Annotated in this window: 15 protein-coding genes and 1 tRNA gene; 11 read left to right on the forward strand and 5 right to left on the reverse strand. The window is 39.8% G+C overall.

The window, feature by feature from the left end; all coding sequences use genetic code 11:
• Nucleotides 1–8: 8 nt before the first annotated feature.
• Together CKW03_RS14750 and CKW03_RS14755 are read left to right on the forward strand one after the other, a co-directional pair.
• Nucleotides 9–458, forward strand: coding sequence for a GatB/YqeY domain-containing protein (locus CKW03_RS14750; protein WP_093098267.1), 450 nt, complete (start codon nucleotides 9–11; stop codon nucleotides 456–458).
• A gap of 7 nt (nucleotides 459–465) precedes the next feature.
• Entirely contained in the window at nucleotides 466–912 is a 447-nt protein-coding gene (locus CKW03_RS14755; RefSeq protein ID WP_093098268.1) for a GNAT family N-acetyltransferase, read from the forward strand.
• Between the two features lie 219 nt (nucleotides 913–1,131).
• Here the strand turns inward: CKW03_RS14755 and glsB are convergent, their stop codons facing one another.
• Nucleotides 1,132–2,097 carry a glycine N(alpha)-acyltransferase GlsB gene (glsB, locus tag CKW03_RS14760; protein ID WP_093098270.1) on the reverse strand — a complete coding sequence of 322 codons (966 nt, stop codon included), beginning with the start codon at nucleotides 2,095–2,097 and terminating at the stop codon, nucleotides 1,132–1,134.
• 6 nt (nucleotides 2,098–2,103) lie between these two features.
• Nucleotides 2,104–2,934 (reverse strand): lyso-glycine lipid O-acyltransferase GlsA, encoded by an 831-nt coding sequence (gene glsA / locus CKW03_RS14765; RefSeq protein WP_093098271.1) that lies wholly within the window; start codon nucleotides 2,932–2,934, stop codon nucleotides 2,104–2,106.
• 176 nt (nucleotides 2,935–3,110) lie between these two features.
• On the opposite strand from glsA, the gene CKW03_RS14770 reads away from it, so the two are divergent.
• The 7 genes from CKW03_RS14770 (at nucleotide 3,111) to CKW03_RS14800 (ending at nucleotide 9,726) form a co-directional block, all read left to right on the forward strand.
• Nucleotides 3,111–3,773, forward strand: coding sequence for a CBS domain-containing protein (locus tag CKW03_RS14770; RefSeq protein ID WP_093098273.1), 663 nt, complete (start codon nucleotides 3,111–3,113; stop codon nucleotides 3,771–3,773).
• 42 nt (nucleotides 3,774–3,815) lie between these two features.
• Nucleotides 3,816–4,709, forward strand: a complete 894-nt coding sequence (locus CKW03_RS14775) for an NAD kinase (protein WP_307724195.1) — start codon at nucleotides 3,816–3,818, stop codon at nucleotides 4,707–4,709.
• A 103-nt stretch (nucleotides 4,710–4,812) separates the two neighbouring features.
• Nucleotides 4,813–5,028, forward strand: a complete 216-nt coding sequence (locus CKW03_RS14780; protein WP_093098274.1) for a hypothetical protein — start codon at nucleotides 4,813–4,815, stop codon at nucleotides 5,026–5,028.
• 12 nt (nucleotides 5,029–5,040) lie between these two features.
• Nucleotides 5,041–5,778: an undecaprenyl pyrophosphate synthase gene (locus CKW03_RS14785; protein WP_093098276.1), complete on the forward strand. Its 738-nt coding sequence runs from the start codon at nucleotides 5,041–5,043 to the stop codon at nucleotides 5,776–5,778.
• Between the two features lie 120 nt (nucleotides 5,779–5,898).
• On the forward strand, nucleotides 5,899–8,472 hold the full coding sequence (bamA, locus tag CKW03_RS14790; protein ID WP_093098277.1) for an outer membrane protein assembly factor BamA: 2,574 nt from the start codon (nucleotides 5,899–5,901) through the stop codon (nucleotides 8,470–8,472).
• 57 nt (nucleotides 8,473–8,529) lie between these two features.
• Nucleotides 8,530–9,063 carry an OmpH/Skp family outer membrane protein gene (locus CKW03_RS14795; protein WP_093098503.1) on the forward strand — a complete coding sequence of 178 codons (534 nt, stop codon included), beginning with the start codon at nucleotides 8,530–8,532 and terminating at the stop codon, nucleotides 9,061–9,063.
• A 96-nt stretch (nucleotides 9,064–9,159) separates the two neighbouring features.
• Entirely contained in the window at nucleotides 9,160–9,726 is a 567-nt protein-coding gene (locus CKW03_RS14800) for an OmpH/Skp family outer membrane protein (protein ID WP_093098279.1), read from the forward strand.
• A gap of 83 nt (nucleotides 9,727–9,809) precedes the next feature.
• Here CKW03_RS14800 and CKW03_RS14805 read toward each other — a convergent pair whose 3' ends face one another.
• Nucleotides 9,810–11,501: a GMC oxidoreductase gene (locus CKW03_RS14805; RefSeq protein ID WP_093098280.1), complete on the reverse strand. Its 1,692-nt coding sequence runs from the start codon at nucleotides 11,499–11,501 to the stop codon at nucleotides 9,810–9,812.
• A 290-nt stretch (nucleotides 11,502–11,791) separates the two neighbouring features.
• Between CKW03_RS14805 and CKW03_RS14810 the strand changes: the two genes are divergently transcribed.
• Both CKW03_RS14810 and CKW03_RS14815 read left to right on the forward strand, forming a co-directional pair.
• Entirely contained in the window at nucleotides 11,792–13,087 is a 1,296-nt protein-coding gene (locus CKW03_RS14810) for a 4Fe-4S dicluster domain-containing protein (protein WP_093098282.1), read from the forward strand.
• Between the two features lie 11 nt (nucleotides 13,088–13,098).
• Nucleotides 13,099–13,893: a (Fe-S)-binding protein gene (locus tag CKW03_RS14815; protein ID WP_093098283.1), complete on the forward strand. Its 795-nt coding sequence runs from the start codon at nucleotides 13,099–13,101 to the stop codon at nucleotides 13,891–13,893.
• A 135-nt stretch (nucleotides 13,894–14,028) separates the two neighbouring features.
• Here the strand turns inward: CKW03_RS14815 and CKW03_RS14820 are convergent.
• Both CKW03_RS14820 and CKW03_RS14825 read right to left on the reverse strand, forming a co-directional pair.
• Nucleotides 14,029–14,112, reverse strand: a tRNA-Leu gene (locus CKW03_RS14820).
• Between the two features lie 45 nt (nucleotides 14,113–14,157).
• Nucleotides 14,158–15,045: a Ppx/GppA phosphatase family protein gene (locus CKW03_RS14825; RefSeq protein WP_093098285.1), complete on the reverse strand. Its 888-nt coding sequence runs from the start codon at nucleotides 15,043–15,045 to the stop codon at nucleotides 14,158–14,160.
• Nucleotides 15,046–15,049: the final 4 nt, after the last annotated feature.

The following is a 15,049-nucleotide window of genomic DNA, read 5'->3' on the forward strand; positions in this document are numbered from 1 at the left end:
ATATATATATGTCATTAGAAGCAAAAATAAACCAAGATATCAAAGCGGCAATGATCGCTAAGGACAATGTAAGATTACGTGGATTGCGTGCGATCAAAGCGGCAATCTTATTGGCAAATACCGAAAAAGGCCATACGGAAGCATTGACTGAAGACACAGAGATCAAGGTTTTACAGAAATTAGCTAAACAACGCAAAGAATCGGCTGAAATCTATCAGCAACAAGACCGTAAGGATCTATATACCATTGAAATTGAAGAATTGGAGGTTATTGAAGAATTCCTTCCTAAACAACTGGATCGCGATGCCATCGAAAATGTAGTGAAAGGCATAATTGCAGAGACCGGAGCCTCATCGATCAAAGACATGGGTAAGGTTATGGGTGCAGCAAACCAAAAACTTGCAGGTCAAGCGGACGGAAGGACCATTTCTGAAGTCGTAAAATCATTATTAAGCTAATCCCAAGATGGATTGGAGAATAAAGTCCTTTGCAGAGCTAAGTTCCTTGGAACTCTATAAGATTTTGCAGCTCCGAATCAATGTCTTTATGTTGGAACAGGACTGTCTTTATCCAGAATGTGACGATAAGGACCTCAAAGGGAAACATCTCTTTGCCATGGATGGAGATACCTGCATTGCTTATGCAAGATTATTGCCACCAAATGTGTCCTACCCGGATTGCAGTTCGATCGGCAGAGTGGTCGTTCATGCGGATTATCGCAAGCATCAATATGGTCAGATCCTGATGGACAAAGCCATTGAGCAAACAAAAATGGAGTATCCAGAGGTTCCGATCCGGATCAGCGCTCAGGAATACCTGAAACGTTTCTATACCGGACTTGGATTCCAGATTGAGAGCGATGTCTATTTAGAAGATAATATCCCCCATTTAGAGATGGCTTTATACCCCTAGGATTAAAATGCACAGCATACACAAAAAGCCCTCGATGAAAAACATCGAGGGCTTTCTATTTTTATGATATAATTTTATCTAATCATTGAAGCTATATTCTCTTGCTTTTGTTTTACCCTTGTTCGAGGCATATTCGGAAATTTGAAAATATGGCTCGAATAAAACTAAAAGAAGGTCCCTAAAAAAGTCCAAAAAAAAGGTACTTTTTTATCCAACAGTTTATCTAGTCTTTACAGGACGTTGGCCAAAGTGCCTGTCCCTTTCAAAGGTCGACATGTGTCTCTCCTTTTTCGCAGGGTAGATATCATCCAAGGTAATCATGATGCCGGTTTCTTCCACTTCCCCAAATTCATTGTTTCTAGCGGTACCGAAAACACGCATGGTTGGAGAAAGGTTCATATAGGTATTGATCAAAGGAGGGATATTCTCATCCAGTTCCCTGACCTTTGCATTCAGTACTTTATAACCTTCTTTATACTCCAAGCCATCAAAGATGCCTTCATGCTTAGAGATATCGGTTTTATATCCTAAATAAAGTTCTTTAGTAGGTTCTACCAAATTATCTTTATCTGGGAAGTAATGGTTCATGAAGTAGATCAGCAGATCCCTGGCTTCAGGGTTGTAATGCGGATACATCGTTACTTTACCGAATAGGTATTTCACATCCGGATTGATCAGGACCAATGCCCCAAGACCGTCCCATAGATTGTCTAAGGAGAAGATTCCCTTTCTGTTGTCTATTGCAGGTTGATACTTAGGTTGAACCCAAGAACGTCCCAATTCAATGGTATAGGGCAGGAAATCTTTCTTGAATTTATCGGAGAAGTCAAAATAATGAGCTGTAGAAAGGTGGATTTCACCATCCTCAGCAGTTGCTTGGTCACATTTGATAACACGGTACCCTGCAATGATTTCTTCATCTTCGGGGTTCCAAGCGATCAATTGATCGTAATTATGTGTAGATGTATCGTTTTCGTCTATATCAAGAGGAAGACCAGTTCCGCCACCAGCTCCCCTAAAGGTCAGCTCTCTCAATCTACCTATCTCGCGCATTATATTAGGTGCGGTATGATAGTTCACTAAATAGACCTCATTGCTGCCGTTATTGGTATAACGAACGAAGGCTTCTTTAGTAAGTTCTTGCTTGATTAGATCTCTATCTACCGGTTGAATTATTTCTTGCATAAATTATTATTTACCATGAGCCATGGCATAAACCATTTCTTTTACTTCAGCTGCCCATTGACGTTCATTTTTACTGGTGTCAAAATGGGTATAGGGAATTCTCTTCCCAATCCTGATGGTAATGTCCTTCCCCCTTTGGGAAAACATCTCATCAGGTAAATATAACATTTCAATATTTGCTTTTAATCCTATTTTGTGTCTTATTCTCGATAGGTTGTAAAAGAAATTCGAGTTGCGTCCTTCGATGTAGACAGGGACAATGTCTTTTTTATATTTTTTGGCTTTCGTAATAAAGCTTTTTTTCCATTCAAGGTCTACGATTTCCCCTTTAATCTTCCTAGAAACAAGTCCAGCCGGAAAAACAAGCAAAGCATGGTCCGAGGCATAGGCATTTTCGATTGCAGCTATTGCCGTTTTACTTTGACTACCGACTTTATTTACAGGAACGAATAAAGGTTCAAGGTTGCGGACATTCATCAAAATGTCATTGACCAAAAATTTCACATCTTTTCTGTACTTCCCGATGGCTTGCATAAAAGCTACCCCATCTAAACCACCCAAGGGATGATTGGAAGCAAAGATGACACTTTCATCTAAAGGAATATGCTCAGCGCCTTCCAAATGTACGTTAACCTTAAGCTCTTTTAATAATGAGTCGACAAAATCTAATCCCATATCATCATGATAGGTAGTCATGATGTAGTTTATTTCATCTTCGTGGATTGTCTTTGTGAGGTAACTCAATAATGGCTTGGGTATCCATTTGGCTAAACCTGGACTTTTCTTTCGTATTACTTCCCTGATTTCAATAAACTTCTCTTGCTTTTGTAAGCTCATATACTATAATACTCTTTTATAAAAGTTTTGTAAAATTACATAATTAGTTTTAAGATGACTAAAACATCTTTTTATTTTATATCAAAATAATATTTTCACTACCTTAGCGATAATCGCAATTTTAAACTAAAATTAAACGTTTTGCGTTTATTGTAGTTTAATAAATAAAAGGTTTCATGTATATCGGTGAAAACATATCAACGCTCTATACCGAAGTTCACCCGAACGATACGGTTGCTTTTTCGTTAGATAAAGTCAATGAGCTGCATTTCCATCAACTTCCTGTAGTAAAGGGCAAAGAATACCTCGGACTCATCACCGAGGAGGATCTGCTATCGGCCCAAGATGAGGAAACCCTGATCAAAGAACTGAAACTTACCTTTCCTTTTATTTATTTATACGACTATCAGCACATCTATGATGCCCTCCAATACTTGGAAACTTACCAGTTTGACCTGTTACCTATTGTCAACAAACAAAAAGAATACGTAGGGGTCATCACACAGAAAGATTTATTAAGATCCGTCAATCAAACCATCTCTAACCAAGATAAAGGAGCGATCATCGTTCTGGAGATGGAAGATAGGGACAATAGCTTAACCCATGTTGCCCATATCATAGAATCTGAAAACACCAAGATATTGAATACAGGGATCAGGCCTATCGAGAATTCCAGCAAGGTTGAACTGACCATCAAGGTAAATAAAAACAATATTTCCTCGGTCTTGGCTTCCCTATGGAGACATGATTATGTGGTAAAAGCTACCTTCAATGATGGCTCGGATCAAAATGATATTCAAGAAAGATATAATCTTTTAATGAACTATTTGAATATTTAATTCTTAGAATTTTTCATCTTTGCGCAAAATATTATCAAAAGCATGAAAGAGCTGTCCATAGCAGTATACGGTCGAGAGTTTAACCAATCCGTGATAGGATATGTCATTGAATTATTTACCTACCTGCGTGAAAAGAATGTGCAAGTATACATCCATCAGGATTTCCACAGTTTCCTTAAGCGCTTATGCAAGCTAGACTTTACCTTTAAGAAATTCAAATCCCATAAAGATCTTCCTTCGGATATTGCCTTTATGCTCAGCTTGGGTGGTGATGGCACCATGCTTTCTGCCGCGACCTTGATCAAAGATTCAGGGATTCCATTAGCAGGGATCAATTTCGGCCGTTTGGGCTTTTTGGCCAATATCTCCAAGAATCACATGGAGGAAGCATTGGACCAAATCCTTTCTAATAACTACCAAATCCAAAAACGTGCTCTATTACAGGTAGAGAGTTCGGATGGTACCTTTATTAAGGGCGAGGATTTTGCCTTGAATGATATCACTGTATTTAGGTCAGACTCTTCCGCCATGATCACCGTACATGCCGTATTGGACAATGAACTTCTTAACTCTTATTGGGCAGATGGATTGATCATCGCCACGCCAACTGGTTCTACAGCTTATTCCTTAAGCTGCGGCGGACCTATTATTATGCCTGGCAGTGGCAATTTTGTGATCACCCCTATTTCTCCACATAACTTAAATGTGCGTCCTATCGTGGTGAACGAGAACATGCAATTGCGTTTGGAGATTGAAAGCCGCACCGAGAAATATATATTGAGCTGTGATTCAAAAAGCCATACCTTGAGTACAAAAACCAGCTTATTGATCACTAAAGCCCCCTTCAGCATTAACCTGATCCGCTTGCAGAATGATCAATATTTTGGCATCTTGCGCGAAAAACTGCTTTGGGGAATAGACGTGAGAAATTACTAAGAATAGTCCCTATTCTCCTTAATTCAATAAAATTTATATAGGGATAATCTTAAAACCTGTATCTTTACGATAAAATCTGAAACTATTGGGACCAACATTCGAGATGAAAAGCGAATCAATTTTATTTGATAATTCATTTGCAATCATTCCTATCAACAAAAATTTAGGACAAAAACAACTTGGCCTCCAGAGCGGATTAATTAACCTACATTATCAACAAACTCATAATTTACAAGCTATATTTAACCCTGCTGACTTTTCAGGATGGCATCAAGTATGGACTAGATTAGGGTTGACACAAAACTATTCAAAGAATTAATGAAATTATCTAATGAGTTTTAAAGATAAGATAGATAAAAACAGAATACCTCAGCATATTGCCATCATCATGGACGGCAATGGCCGTTGGGCAAAGGAAAAGGGCGAGCTTCGTGTCTTTGGCCATAAAAACGGTGTGACTGCAGTCCGTGAAGCATTGGAGGCCGCTGTTGAGATTGGCCTTAACTATTTGACCTTATATGCCTTTTCTACTGAAAATTGGAACAGACCGCAATTTGAGGTGGATGCATTGATGGAACTCTTAGTAAACTCATTGAACCAAGAACTACCCACTTTCCAAGAAAACAATATCCGTGTCAACAGTATTGGCCGTATGTCCGATCTACCTGCCCATTGTCAGGTGACGCTTCAGTCTACCATTGAACAAACCAAGAACAATACGGGTTGCACATTGACCCTAGCATTGAGCTATGGATCCCGCCAAGAGATCCTGGATGCGACAAAATCCATCGCTGAAAAAGTTAAAAAAGGTGAAATTTCTGTCGATGACATCAATGAAGAAATGTTTAGCAACAATCTTTATACACATGGCATCCCTGACCCCGACCTTTTGATCAGAACAAGTGGTGAAGAGCGCATTAGCAACTATATGTTGTGGCAAATTGCGTACTCTGAGCTGTTTTTCTTACCTATCATGTGGCCCGAGTTTTCTAGGGAAACTCTATTTGAATGTATTTACTTATATCAAAATAGAGAAAGAAGATTTGGGAAAACTAGTGAACAATTATAAGAAATCATTACTTTTGCAACATTTTAATTTCGACAGGCTTACTGTCAGAAATTCGTAATATTTCTTTTAACAAAAATTAACAAGACTTTGCTGTACTTTAGCAGACATAATAAAAAGTAGATGAAGCGTATAATTAAACTTTCTATTTTACTCACCTTCTTAATTTGCAATTTCGCGCAGGCTCAGATAACAGGAAATAGGCCTTTGAATTTGAACAATCCAGACGACATCAGTTATTTGGACCCTAAGAACTATGTTATCGGTGGAGTAACCGTTACTGGTGCACAGTACCTTGACGCCGATGTCCTCATCACGATTTCCAAATTATCAGTTGGGCAATATATCGAGGTTCCAAGCGAACAAACATCAAATGTAATCAAGGATTTGATGGCGCAAAACCTGTTCGAAGACGTTCAATTATATGCTACCAAAATCCAAGAAGAAACCATCTTCCTAGAAATCAGGGTGGTGGAAAGACCGCGATTGACAAGGATTGACATCAATGGACTGAGCAAGTCCCAAACTGAGGAAGTCCGCAAGCGATTGAACACCAATGCCGGTAAAATTGTCAACGATAACCTATTGTTGACCACCAAAGCAACCATTGAAAAATTCCTAAGAGAAAAATCCTTCCTTTTCCCAGATATCAAGATCACGACCAAACCAGACTCTGGCCAAGCCAACAACGAGATTGTAGTGGTGGATGTGGAAAGGAATAAAAAGATAAAAGTAAACAGCATCAATTTTACTGGAAATGAGGAATTCAGTAATAAACAATTGACTAAGTTTATGAAAGGTGTACGCCCTAGAGCATGGTTCAGGGTATTTGGACCTGGTAAGTTCAAGGAAGATAAATATGAAGAAGCAAAAACAAACCTGGTCGCTAAAATGCAGGACAAAGGTTTCCGTGATGCGCAAATCTTAAAAGATACTGTAAGACGTCATGACAACAATGAGGTTGCCATTGACATCGATGTATACGAGGGTCCTAAGTACTATGTAGGTAATATCTCATGGTCTGGAAACTCAAAATTCAAAGACTCTACCTTAAATATCCTATTGGGTATCCAACATGGTGATGTCTATAGTGAAGAAAAATTGAACTCTAAATTGAGCGGTCCAACCAGGAACTCTGATGATATCGCTGCGATCTACCAAAACGATGGATACCTAACATTCAGTGTTCAACCAGTGATCAAACGTATCTATCAAGATACTATTGATTTAGAAATCCAGATGTTTGAAGGTAAGCAATATACCATCAACAATGTGATCTTAAAAGGTAATGATGTAACCAATGACCGTGTAGTGTTACGTTCCATCTATACAAAACCTGGACAGAAATATTCACGTGAGTTATTGGTAAGAAGTGTTCGTGAGATCTCCCAATTAGGAATGTTTGATGAGCAAAAGGTTCAGCCTATGCCTACGAACTTGAACTATGAAGAGGGAACGACTGACATTGAGTTTTCCGTTGCGGAAAAACCATCCGATCAGGTTGAGTTATCAGGAGGTTATGGTGCTGGTCAGGTAATCGGTACTTTAGGTTTAACCTTTAACAACTTCTCTACTAGCAATTTCTTCAAGAAAGAATCTTGGAAACCACTTCCTCGAGGAGACGGACAGAAATTGAGCATCCGTGGACAGACTTCAGGAAAACGCTATCAATCGTATAGCTTCTCATTCTCGGAGCCTTGGTTAGGTGGTAAGAAGCCTATTTACTTTGGTTTGAGTGCTTATATCTCGAATTCACAATTACAACGTTATAACTATTTGGAAAACCGTTATGAGGATTATGAGGGTATCCCTAAAATCCAAATGCACGGTGTGACTGCTACCTTAGGTAAACGTCTGCAATGGCCAGATAACTATTTCCAGATCAACAGTTCATTGTCTTACCAACGTTATTTCTTGGATAACTATGGTGGTATCTTCGTGTTCTCGGATGGTACTGCATACAACATCAACTTTACCCAAGAAATCAGCCGTAACTCCATCGATGCGCCGATCTACCCTACTTCGGGTTCAAACATCAAGTTTTCGGTTCAATTGACGCCTCCATATTCATTATGGAACAACATGAATTATGAAACTGCTCCGGATAATGAAAAGTACAAATTCACAGAATACCACAAGTGGAAATTTGACTCACAATGGTATACTAAGATTGCCGGCAAGTTAGTATTTAAAGCTCAGGCACAGTTTGGATACTTAGGAAATTACAGCTCACAGGCACCAATTTCACCATTTGAGCGTTTTAAATTAGGTGGTGATGGTATGCAAGGCTTTGACTTCTTACAAGGATCGGAGATCATTGCGATGCGTGGTTACGCAAATGGTGCATTGATTCCAGCCTCTACAGGAAGTAACCAACAAGGTATTGCCATCCAATCGGGTAGTCCAATTTATGCGAAATACCAAATAGAATTACGTCACCCGATCATGTTGAATGATCAAGCAACCGTATTCGCTTTAGCATTTGCTGAGGCAGGTAATACCTGGAACAAATTTGATGAAGTGAACCCATTCAAGGTTCGTCGTTCTGTGGGTGTTGGTGCACGTATCTTCTTACCGATCTTTGGTATGTTGGGTATCGACTACGGTCATGCACTGGATCCTATCCCTGGATTGACTACTGATCGCTGGAAACAAAACTTCACATTCAGTATTATCCAAAATATGGGTGGATTCTAATTAAACTTTTTAATAATTAAATTGTCTTAAACATAGAATTTAAAAAATAATATGTCGATGAAAAGAATAGGAATATTAATCGTGATGTTAACTATGTTGGCTTCGGTTTCGTTTGCCCAGAAATTAGCATATGTAGATTCGGAATATGTCATGAAGCATATCCCTGAATATAATTCAGCTCAAAAACAATTAGATGATCAATCTAAAGTATGGCAAGCTGAGGTTGATAAACAGTACGCAGAAATTGAAACCATGTACCAGTCGTACCAAAAGGATCAAGCGAACTTAAATCCTGATATGCGCAGACGCCGTGAGGATGAAATCGTGAACAAGGAAAAGGCTGTAAAAGAATTCCAACGCAGCAAATTTGGTTTCGAAGGAGAGCTTTTCAAACAACGTGAAAACTTGATGAAGCCTATCCAAGCTCGTGTCACTAAGGCTATCCAAGATGTAGCCGCTGCTGGTCAGTTTGATTTCATCATGGATAAAAGAAGTGAAAATGCATTCCTTTATGCCAATCCAAATTTGGATAAAAGTAACGATGTTATCACTAAATTAGGGTTGAAACCTAATCCTTCTTTAGCGAATTAATATTTTTTATTATAATTGCGAACTAATTTTATTATTTAACATAAAACAAAACAAGAATATCCTTATATCCGAAAATATAAGACTAACAAAAAAAGCATGAAAAATTTATTGAAAAGTGTAGTATTAGCAACAGGAATTTTATTGGCGGGTAACGCAGTAAATGCACAACAAAAAATTGGACATATCAACACAGCAGAAATTGTTCAGTCTACCAATGAATTCAAAGCTGCTGAAGGTCAAATGAAAACCTTGCAAGAGACTAAGCAAAAGGAAATTCAAGGTATGATCAGTGAATACCAAAAACAACAAAACAACGCGAACGAGAAATTGAGAAACCGTAGTGAAGCGAACAAAGAAACTGTAGACGCAGAGGTTCAAACTATCGCTAACACCATGCGTGAAATGGAAACTCGTATCCAAAGTGTTCAACAAGCTGCACAAGAAGAAATTGGTCAAAAACAACAAGAATTATACGCTCCAATCGAGCAAAAAGTAATGACTGCTATCAATGCAGTAGCTAAAGAAAAAGGCTATGCATATGTTTTAGATATCTCTTCTGGTAGTGTTCCTTACTTCCAAGGTGGTGACGATTTGACTGCAGACATCAAAACTAAATTAGGTGTTTCTGCTACTGCTGCACCAGCTGCTGCTCCAAAGAAATAATTCCAAAAGCTAAAGGATAAAAAAAAGGATCAACCATTGTTGATCCTTTTTTTATTTCCAGCCCTGTGCTAAATATCTTAAATCTATAGGTTTCCCTTTTTCATTTCATCCATGGCAAAATTAGCAGCTCGGGCTGTCAATGCCATAAAGGTCAATGATGGATTCTGGGTTCCTGTTGAGGTCATGCTTGCTCCATCCGTGACAAAGACATTCTTGCATTCGTGTACCTGATTCCATTTATTTAAAATAGAGGTTTTAGGATCGGACCCCATCCTTGCTCCCCCCATCTCGTGGATATCCAAGCCCGGGTTTTGTTTGCTATTGTGCTGACTGATATTCTTAGCCCCGATATAATCCAACATCTCTGCCCCTTGATCTAGGAAATCTTGCATGCTTTTTTGGTCATTGTCGTCATAACCCACGTGGAAGATCAGCTGCGCCATCCCAAATTTATCTTTGAGATCAGGACTTAGGCGGACATGGTTTTCCTCTTTGGGAATGGTTTCCCCTTGCATCATCATGCCGATTCCCCATCCTCCTACTTCCGATAGGCTATCCTTAAAATCTCCGCCTACCTGCATTTCACTGCTTCCTCCCCTTCCTCGATAGGCTCCAAAGAATGAAGCATAACCGCGAAGGAAATCCATTTCCTGCCTCTTTACATTTCTAAAATTAGGGATGATGGGTTGGGTCGGTCTACGACCGTAATAGTACATATCTTCAAAACCTTCGATGCTTGCTGAAATGGAACCTAGATAATTATGGAAAGCGATGTATTTACCAAGTAGACCGGAGTCATTGCCTAATCCATTTGGAAAACTCTTGGATTTGGAATTCAATAAAATCTGGTTACTGGCGATGGTAGAGGCATTCACAAAAATCACCTTCGCGAAATATTCGGAAGTCTTCTGGGTGTCGGCATCAATTATCCTCACCCCTGTGGCTTTTTGTTGGTCCTCACTATAGATAATAGATTCCACGATGGAATTAGGCCTAATAGTTAAATTACCCGTTTTGGCTGCCCATGGCAAAGTAGAGGCATTGGAACTGAAATAACCTCCAAATGGACATCCCCGTTGACACATGGTCCTGTTCTGGCACTTGGTCCTACCCTGTTCAATATGGATAGGTTGTGGGTCTGTAATATGTGCACAACGACCGGCAATTACCTGACGGTCCTTGTACTTGCTTGGCAATTTCTTTTGGATCATCTGTTCCACGGCATTTAATTCGAATGCGGGAAGGAATTCACCATCTGGCATGGCGGCATTACCATCCCGATTACCTGAAACACCAATGAACTTTTCTACATGGCTATACCAAGGGGCTATATCGGCATATCGAATTGGCCAATCTACGGCAAAGCCATCCCGGGCTGGTCCTGTAAAATCATGGTCGCTCCAGCGTTGCACCTGCCGTGCCCATAACAAAGATTTGCCCCCTACATGGTAGCCACGGATCCAATCGAAAGGTTTCTCCTGTACGTATTCCTGATCCTTGTCCTTGGTGAAAAAATGCATGGCATCTTCATTGAAAGCATAGCATCGGGCCGCAATTGGATTATCCTGTTTGATTTTTAGTGGGACTTGCAGATGATGGTCAAATTGCCAAGGATCCATATAGGCGGTAGGATAATCTTTAACATGCTGCACATCAAAACCACGCTCCAAGACCAAGGTCTTGAATCCTTTCTCACAAAATTCTTTTGCTGCCCATCCCCCGGAGATCCCAGATCCAATGACGATTACATCAAAGCTGTTGTTACTATTTGCCATCTCTTGCTTTTTTGTAAAATTTAGCCTCTGTGGGAAATCGCGGTAATTACCAGAAATTCACATTATTTATCACAGGAGACTTGTTTTTTAAGGTTGATAATAGCTTGCAATATACAAAATGGGGCTTAATTTTAAGGGCTATTTGTTGTATCAATTATTATACTTAACTTGATTTCCAGGCTCTTAATCGTTATTGAATCCTGACAATTATTTTTAATCTTTCTAAATAATTTATTATGCATGCATAGTATAATCTGATTAATTATATTTGTTAACCTAAGTATTAAACTATGATAAGTCAACTGATTTTTGGTATTATCTTACTGGCGGCCTTGGTATTATTCTATAGGAACGCGAGTAAAATCTATAGAAATATTAAGCTGGGTAAATCCGTTGATCGCTTTGATCAACCCGGAGAACGGATAAAAATTATGTTGTTGGTAGCCTTTGGACAGAAGAAGATGTTCAAGCGACCGATTCCAGCTTTGCTCCATTTGTTTGTTTATGTAGGATTCGTGATCATCAATATAGAGATGTTGGAGATCGTGATCGATGGTTTGTTTGGTACTCACCGGGTATTTTCAGAAGCCTTGGGCGGACTCTATGATTTCTTGATCTTCTCGTTTGAGATCTTGGCCTTCTTGGTACTGATGGGCTGTGTGGTCTTTATGATTCGCAGAAATGTTTTGAAGGTAAAGCGCTTGAACCAGAGCGAGCTGAACAATTGGCCAAAAACTGATGCGAACCTGATCCTTACGGCTGAAATCTTATTGATGGCTGCATTTTTGACCATGAATGCCGCTGACCTAAAATTACAGGTCCTAGGGGTAGAAGGATACCATGCAGTGGGTTCCTTTCCAATCAGTTCCTATCTACTGGGAATCCTTCCAGATTCACCTTCGGTATTGATCGGGATTGAAAGATTCTGTTGGTGGTTCCATATCGTTGGGGTTTTGGCATTTTTGAACTATCTACCGATATCCAAACATTTACATATCTTATTGGCATTCCCAAATACGTATTTCAGCAGATTGGAACCAAAAGGCGAATTTGACAATATGCCTTCCGTAACAGAGGAGGTAAAAGTGATGTTGGATCCAAGCCTTCCCCCACCTACCGGCGAACCTAGTAGATTTGGGGTAAAGGATGTCCAGGATTTGACTTGGAAGAATCTTTTGGATGCTTATACCTGTACCGAATGTGGTCGTTGTACCTCGGCCTGTCCAGCCAATATTACGGGGAAATTACTCTCCCCTCGAAAGATCATGATGGACACCAGGGACCGTGTGGCAGAGGTTGGAAAGAATATCGACAAGAATGGAAGCTTTGTAGAGGATGGAAAAGCATTATTGGACACCTATATCAGCCGAGAGGAAATATGGGCTTGTACAAGCTGTAATGCCTGCGTGGAGCAATGTCCGGTCAACATCAATCCATTGGAAATTATCATAGGCTTAAGGCAGTATGCCGTGATGGAAGAATCACAAGCTCCATCCAGCATCAATAACATGTTCTCGAATTTGGAGAACAACGGTGCGCCTTGGAAATATTCACAGGCAGACCGTGCGAATTGGGCAAATCAATAAAATTAAAAATCATGGAAAATCAATTACATATACCTACAGTTGCAGAATTGGTAGCAAAGGGCGAAAGTCCAGATCTTTTGTTCTGGGTGGGCTGTGCTGGAAGTTTTGATGAACGTGCGCAACGTATCACTAGGGACATCTGCAAAATCCTCCAACATGTAGGCATCAAATATGCTATTTTAGGTACAGAAGAAAGTTGTACAGGTGATCCGGCAAAACGTGCAGGAAATGAATTCTTGTTTCAGATGCAGGCGATGATGAACATCCAGGTATTGGATGGTTATGAAATCAAGAAAATCGTTACGGCTTGTCCGCACTGTTTCAATACCATCAAGAATGAATATCCAAGTCTTGGTGGCCATTATGAAGTGATCCACCATTCCCAATTGATCCAATCCTTGATCGATGAGGGTAAGTTGAGACCTGCCGATGGACATGAATTTAAAGGGAAGAAGATAACCTTCCATGATCCTTGTTATTTAGGACGCGGAAATGGAGTATATGAGGCTCCGCGTAAAGCTTTGGAAGTATTGGATGCAGACTTGGTCGAATTAAAGCGCTGTAAGTCAAATGGACTTTGTTGTGGTGCTGGTGGCGCCCAGATGTTTAAAGAACCTGAGAAAGGAGATAAGGACATCAATGTGGAACGCATCGAGGATGTCATTGAATCGAAGGCGAACATCGTTGCTTCCGCTTGCCCATTTTGTATGACCATGTTGAGCGATGGGGTGAAGGTGAAAGAAAAAGAACAGGAAATCAAGGTATTGGATATTGCTGAAATTACAGCTAAGGCCAATAATCTATAGCAGATATCAGGCTTGTTAATAAGCCACAAAAAATCCCCTTTGTTTTCAGGACAAAGGGGATTTTTGTTGGACTTAATTGATGGAAATTAAAAAGGAGCTATCTAAATCAGATAACTCCTTTATTATTTTTTAGGGTGCCCAGGAGCAGATTCGAACTGCCACACCCAATCGGGCGCCACCCCCTCAAGATGGTGCGTCTACCAATTTCGCCACCTGGGCTTAGACATCGCAAAAATACTCTTTATTTTGATTTTTGCAACGGATTTAGACCTTTTCCTTCTTAAGATTTTTATTGATTAACGTTTGGATAATTCCATCTGCCAGACCGATACGCGGAGCCATGATATTCTTCAGGTGACCGACTTTCATAATCGTCAGGAAGATCTCGGAAGCTGGAATAATTACGTCTGCCCTATCTTGTTTTAATTCAAGGACATTGATCCTATCTTTCAGAGAATACGAATTCAGGTAAACATATAAAGCTTTCAGTTTCGCATAGGAAATGGGCTTATCAGCTTTTTCATTTGCCAATCGAGACAACTTGTTGATGTTGCCACCACTACCGATTCCATAAATATTCTTGTAACCCTTGGTAATATTCTTCACCCAAAGCTTCATATCATCCCAAGTCTCCGGGTTATCTTGGTTATCCAGGATACGGATCGTTCCTAGATTGAAAGATCTAGAAGCCACTAATTCTCCGTTTGCAAACAAGGAAATCTCAGTACTACCACCACCTACATCGATATACAGATAAACCTTATTTCTATCCATGCTCGTATGGCTATGTACATTATAAATGATCTGAGCCTCAATAGCTCCATCTATGATATCAATATCCACACCTGCTTCGCTACAGGCCTTGACAACGTCCTTTCCATTATCCGCATCGCGCATCGCTGAAGTCGCGCAAGCCATATAATCGGAAACTTTATAGACATCCATCAGGTTCCTGAAAGCACTCATGGTCTTGATCATGCTCTCAAATTTACCCTCAGAAATATGTTGATGTATAAAGGCATCGTCTCCCAATCGAAGTGGAACTCGAAGTAAAGTGTTTTTGTTAAATGTGATTTCGTTCTCTCTTACAATAATATCGGCAATCAACAGACGGACTGCATTGGAACCGATATCAATAGCGGCATATCTCACGTTA

It is taken from the genome of Sphingobacterium mizutaii, assembly GCF_900187125.1.
Taxonomy (GTDB): Bacteria; Bacteroidota; Bacteroidia; order Sphingobacteriales; family Sphingobacteriaceae; genus Sphingobacterium; species Sphingobacterium mizutaii.

What these genes read in the sequence shown, in the direction of transcription:
- CKW03_RS14750 (WP_093098267.1), top strand. Translation starts at nt 9, where the DNA reads ATGTCATTAGAAGCAAAAATAAACCAAGATATCAAAGCGGCAATGATC.
- CKW03_RS14755 (WP_093098268.1), top strand. Translation starts at nt 466, where the DNA reads ATGGATTGGAGAATAAAGTCCTTTGCAGAGCTAAGTTCCTTGGAACTC.
- glsB (WP_093098270.1), bottom strand. Translation starts at nt 2,097, where the DNA reads ATGCAAGAAATAATTCAACCGGTAGATAGAGATCTAATCAAGCAAGAA.
- glsA (WP_093098271.1), bottom strand. Translation starts at nt 2,934, where the DNA reads ATGAGCTTACAAAAGCAAGAGAAGTTTATTGAAATCAGGGAAGTAATA.
- CKW03_RS14770 (WP_093098273.1), top strand. Translation starts at nt 3,111, where the DNA reads ATGTATATCGGTGAAAACATATCAACGCTCTATACCGAAGTTCACCCG.
- CKW03_RS14775 (WP_307724195.1), top strand. Translation starts at nt 3,816, where the DNA reads ATGAAAGAGCTGTCCATAGCAGTATACGGTCGAGAGTTTAACCAATCC.
- CKW03_RS14780 (WP_093098274.1), top strand. Translation starts at nt 4,813, where the DNA reads ATGAAAAGCGAATCAATTTTATTTGATAATTCATTTGCAATCATTCCT.
- CKW03_RS14785 (WP_093098276.1), top strand. Translation starts at nt 5,041, where the DNA reads ATGAGTTTTAAAGATAAGATAGATAAAAACAGAATACCTCAGCATATT.
- bamA (WP_093098277.1), top strand. Translation starts at nt 5,899, where the DNA reads ATGAAGCGTATAATTAAACTTTCTATTTTACTCACCTTCTTAATTTGC.
- CKW03_RS14795 (WP_093098503.1), top strand. Translation starts at nt 8,530, where the DNA reads ATGAAAAGAATAGGAATATTAATCGTGATGTTAACTATGTTGGCTTCG.
- CKW03_RS14800 (WP_093098279.1), top strand. Translation starts at nt 9,160, where the DNA reads ATGAAAAATTTATTGAAAAGTGTAGTATTAGCAACAGGAATTTTATTG.
- CKW03_RS14805 (WP_093098280.1), bottom strand. Translation starts at nt 11,501, where the DNA reads ATGGCAAATAGTAACAACAGCTTTGATGTAATCGTCATTGGATCTGGG.
- CKW03_RS14810 (WP_093098282.1), top strand. Translation starts at nt 11,792, where the DNA reads ATGATAAGTCAACTGATTTTTGGTATTATCTTACTGGCGGCCTTGGTA.
- CKW03_RS14815 (WP_093098283.1), top strand. Translation starts at nt 13,099, where the DNA reads ATGGAAAATCAATTACATATACCTACAGTTGCAGAATTGGTAGCAAAG.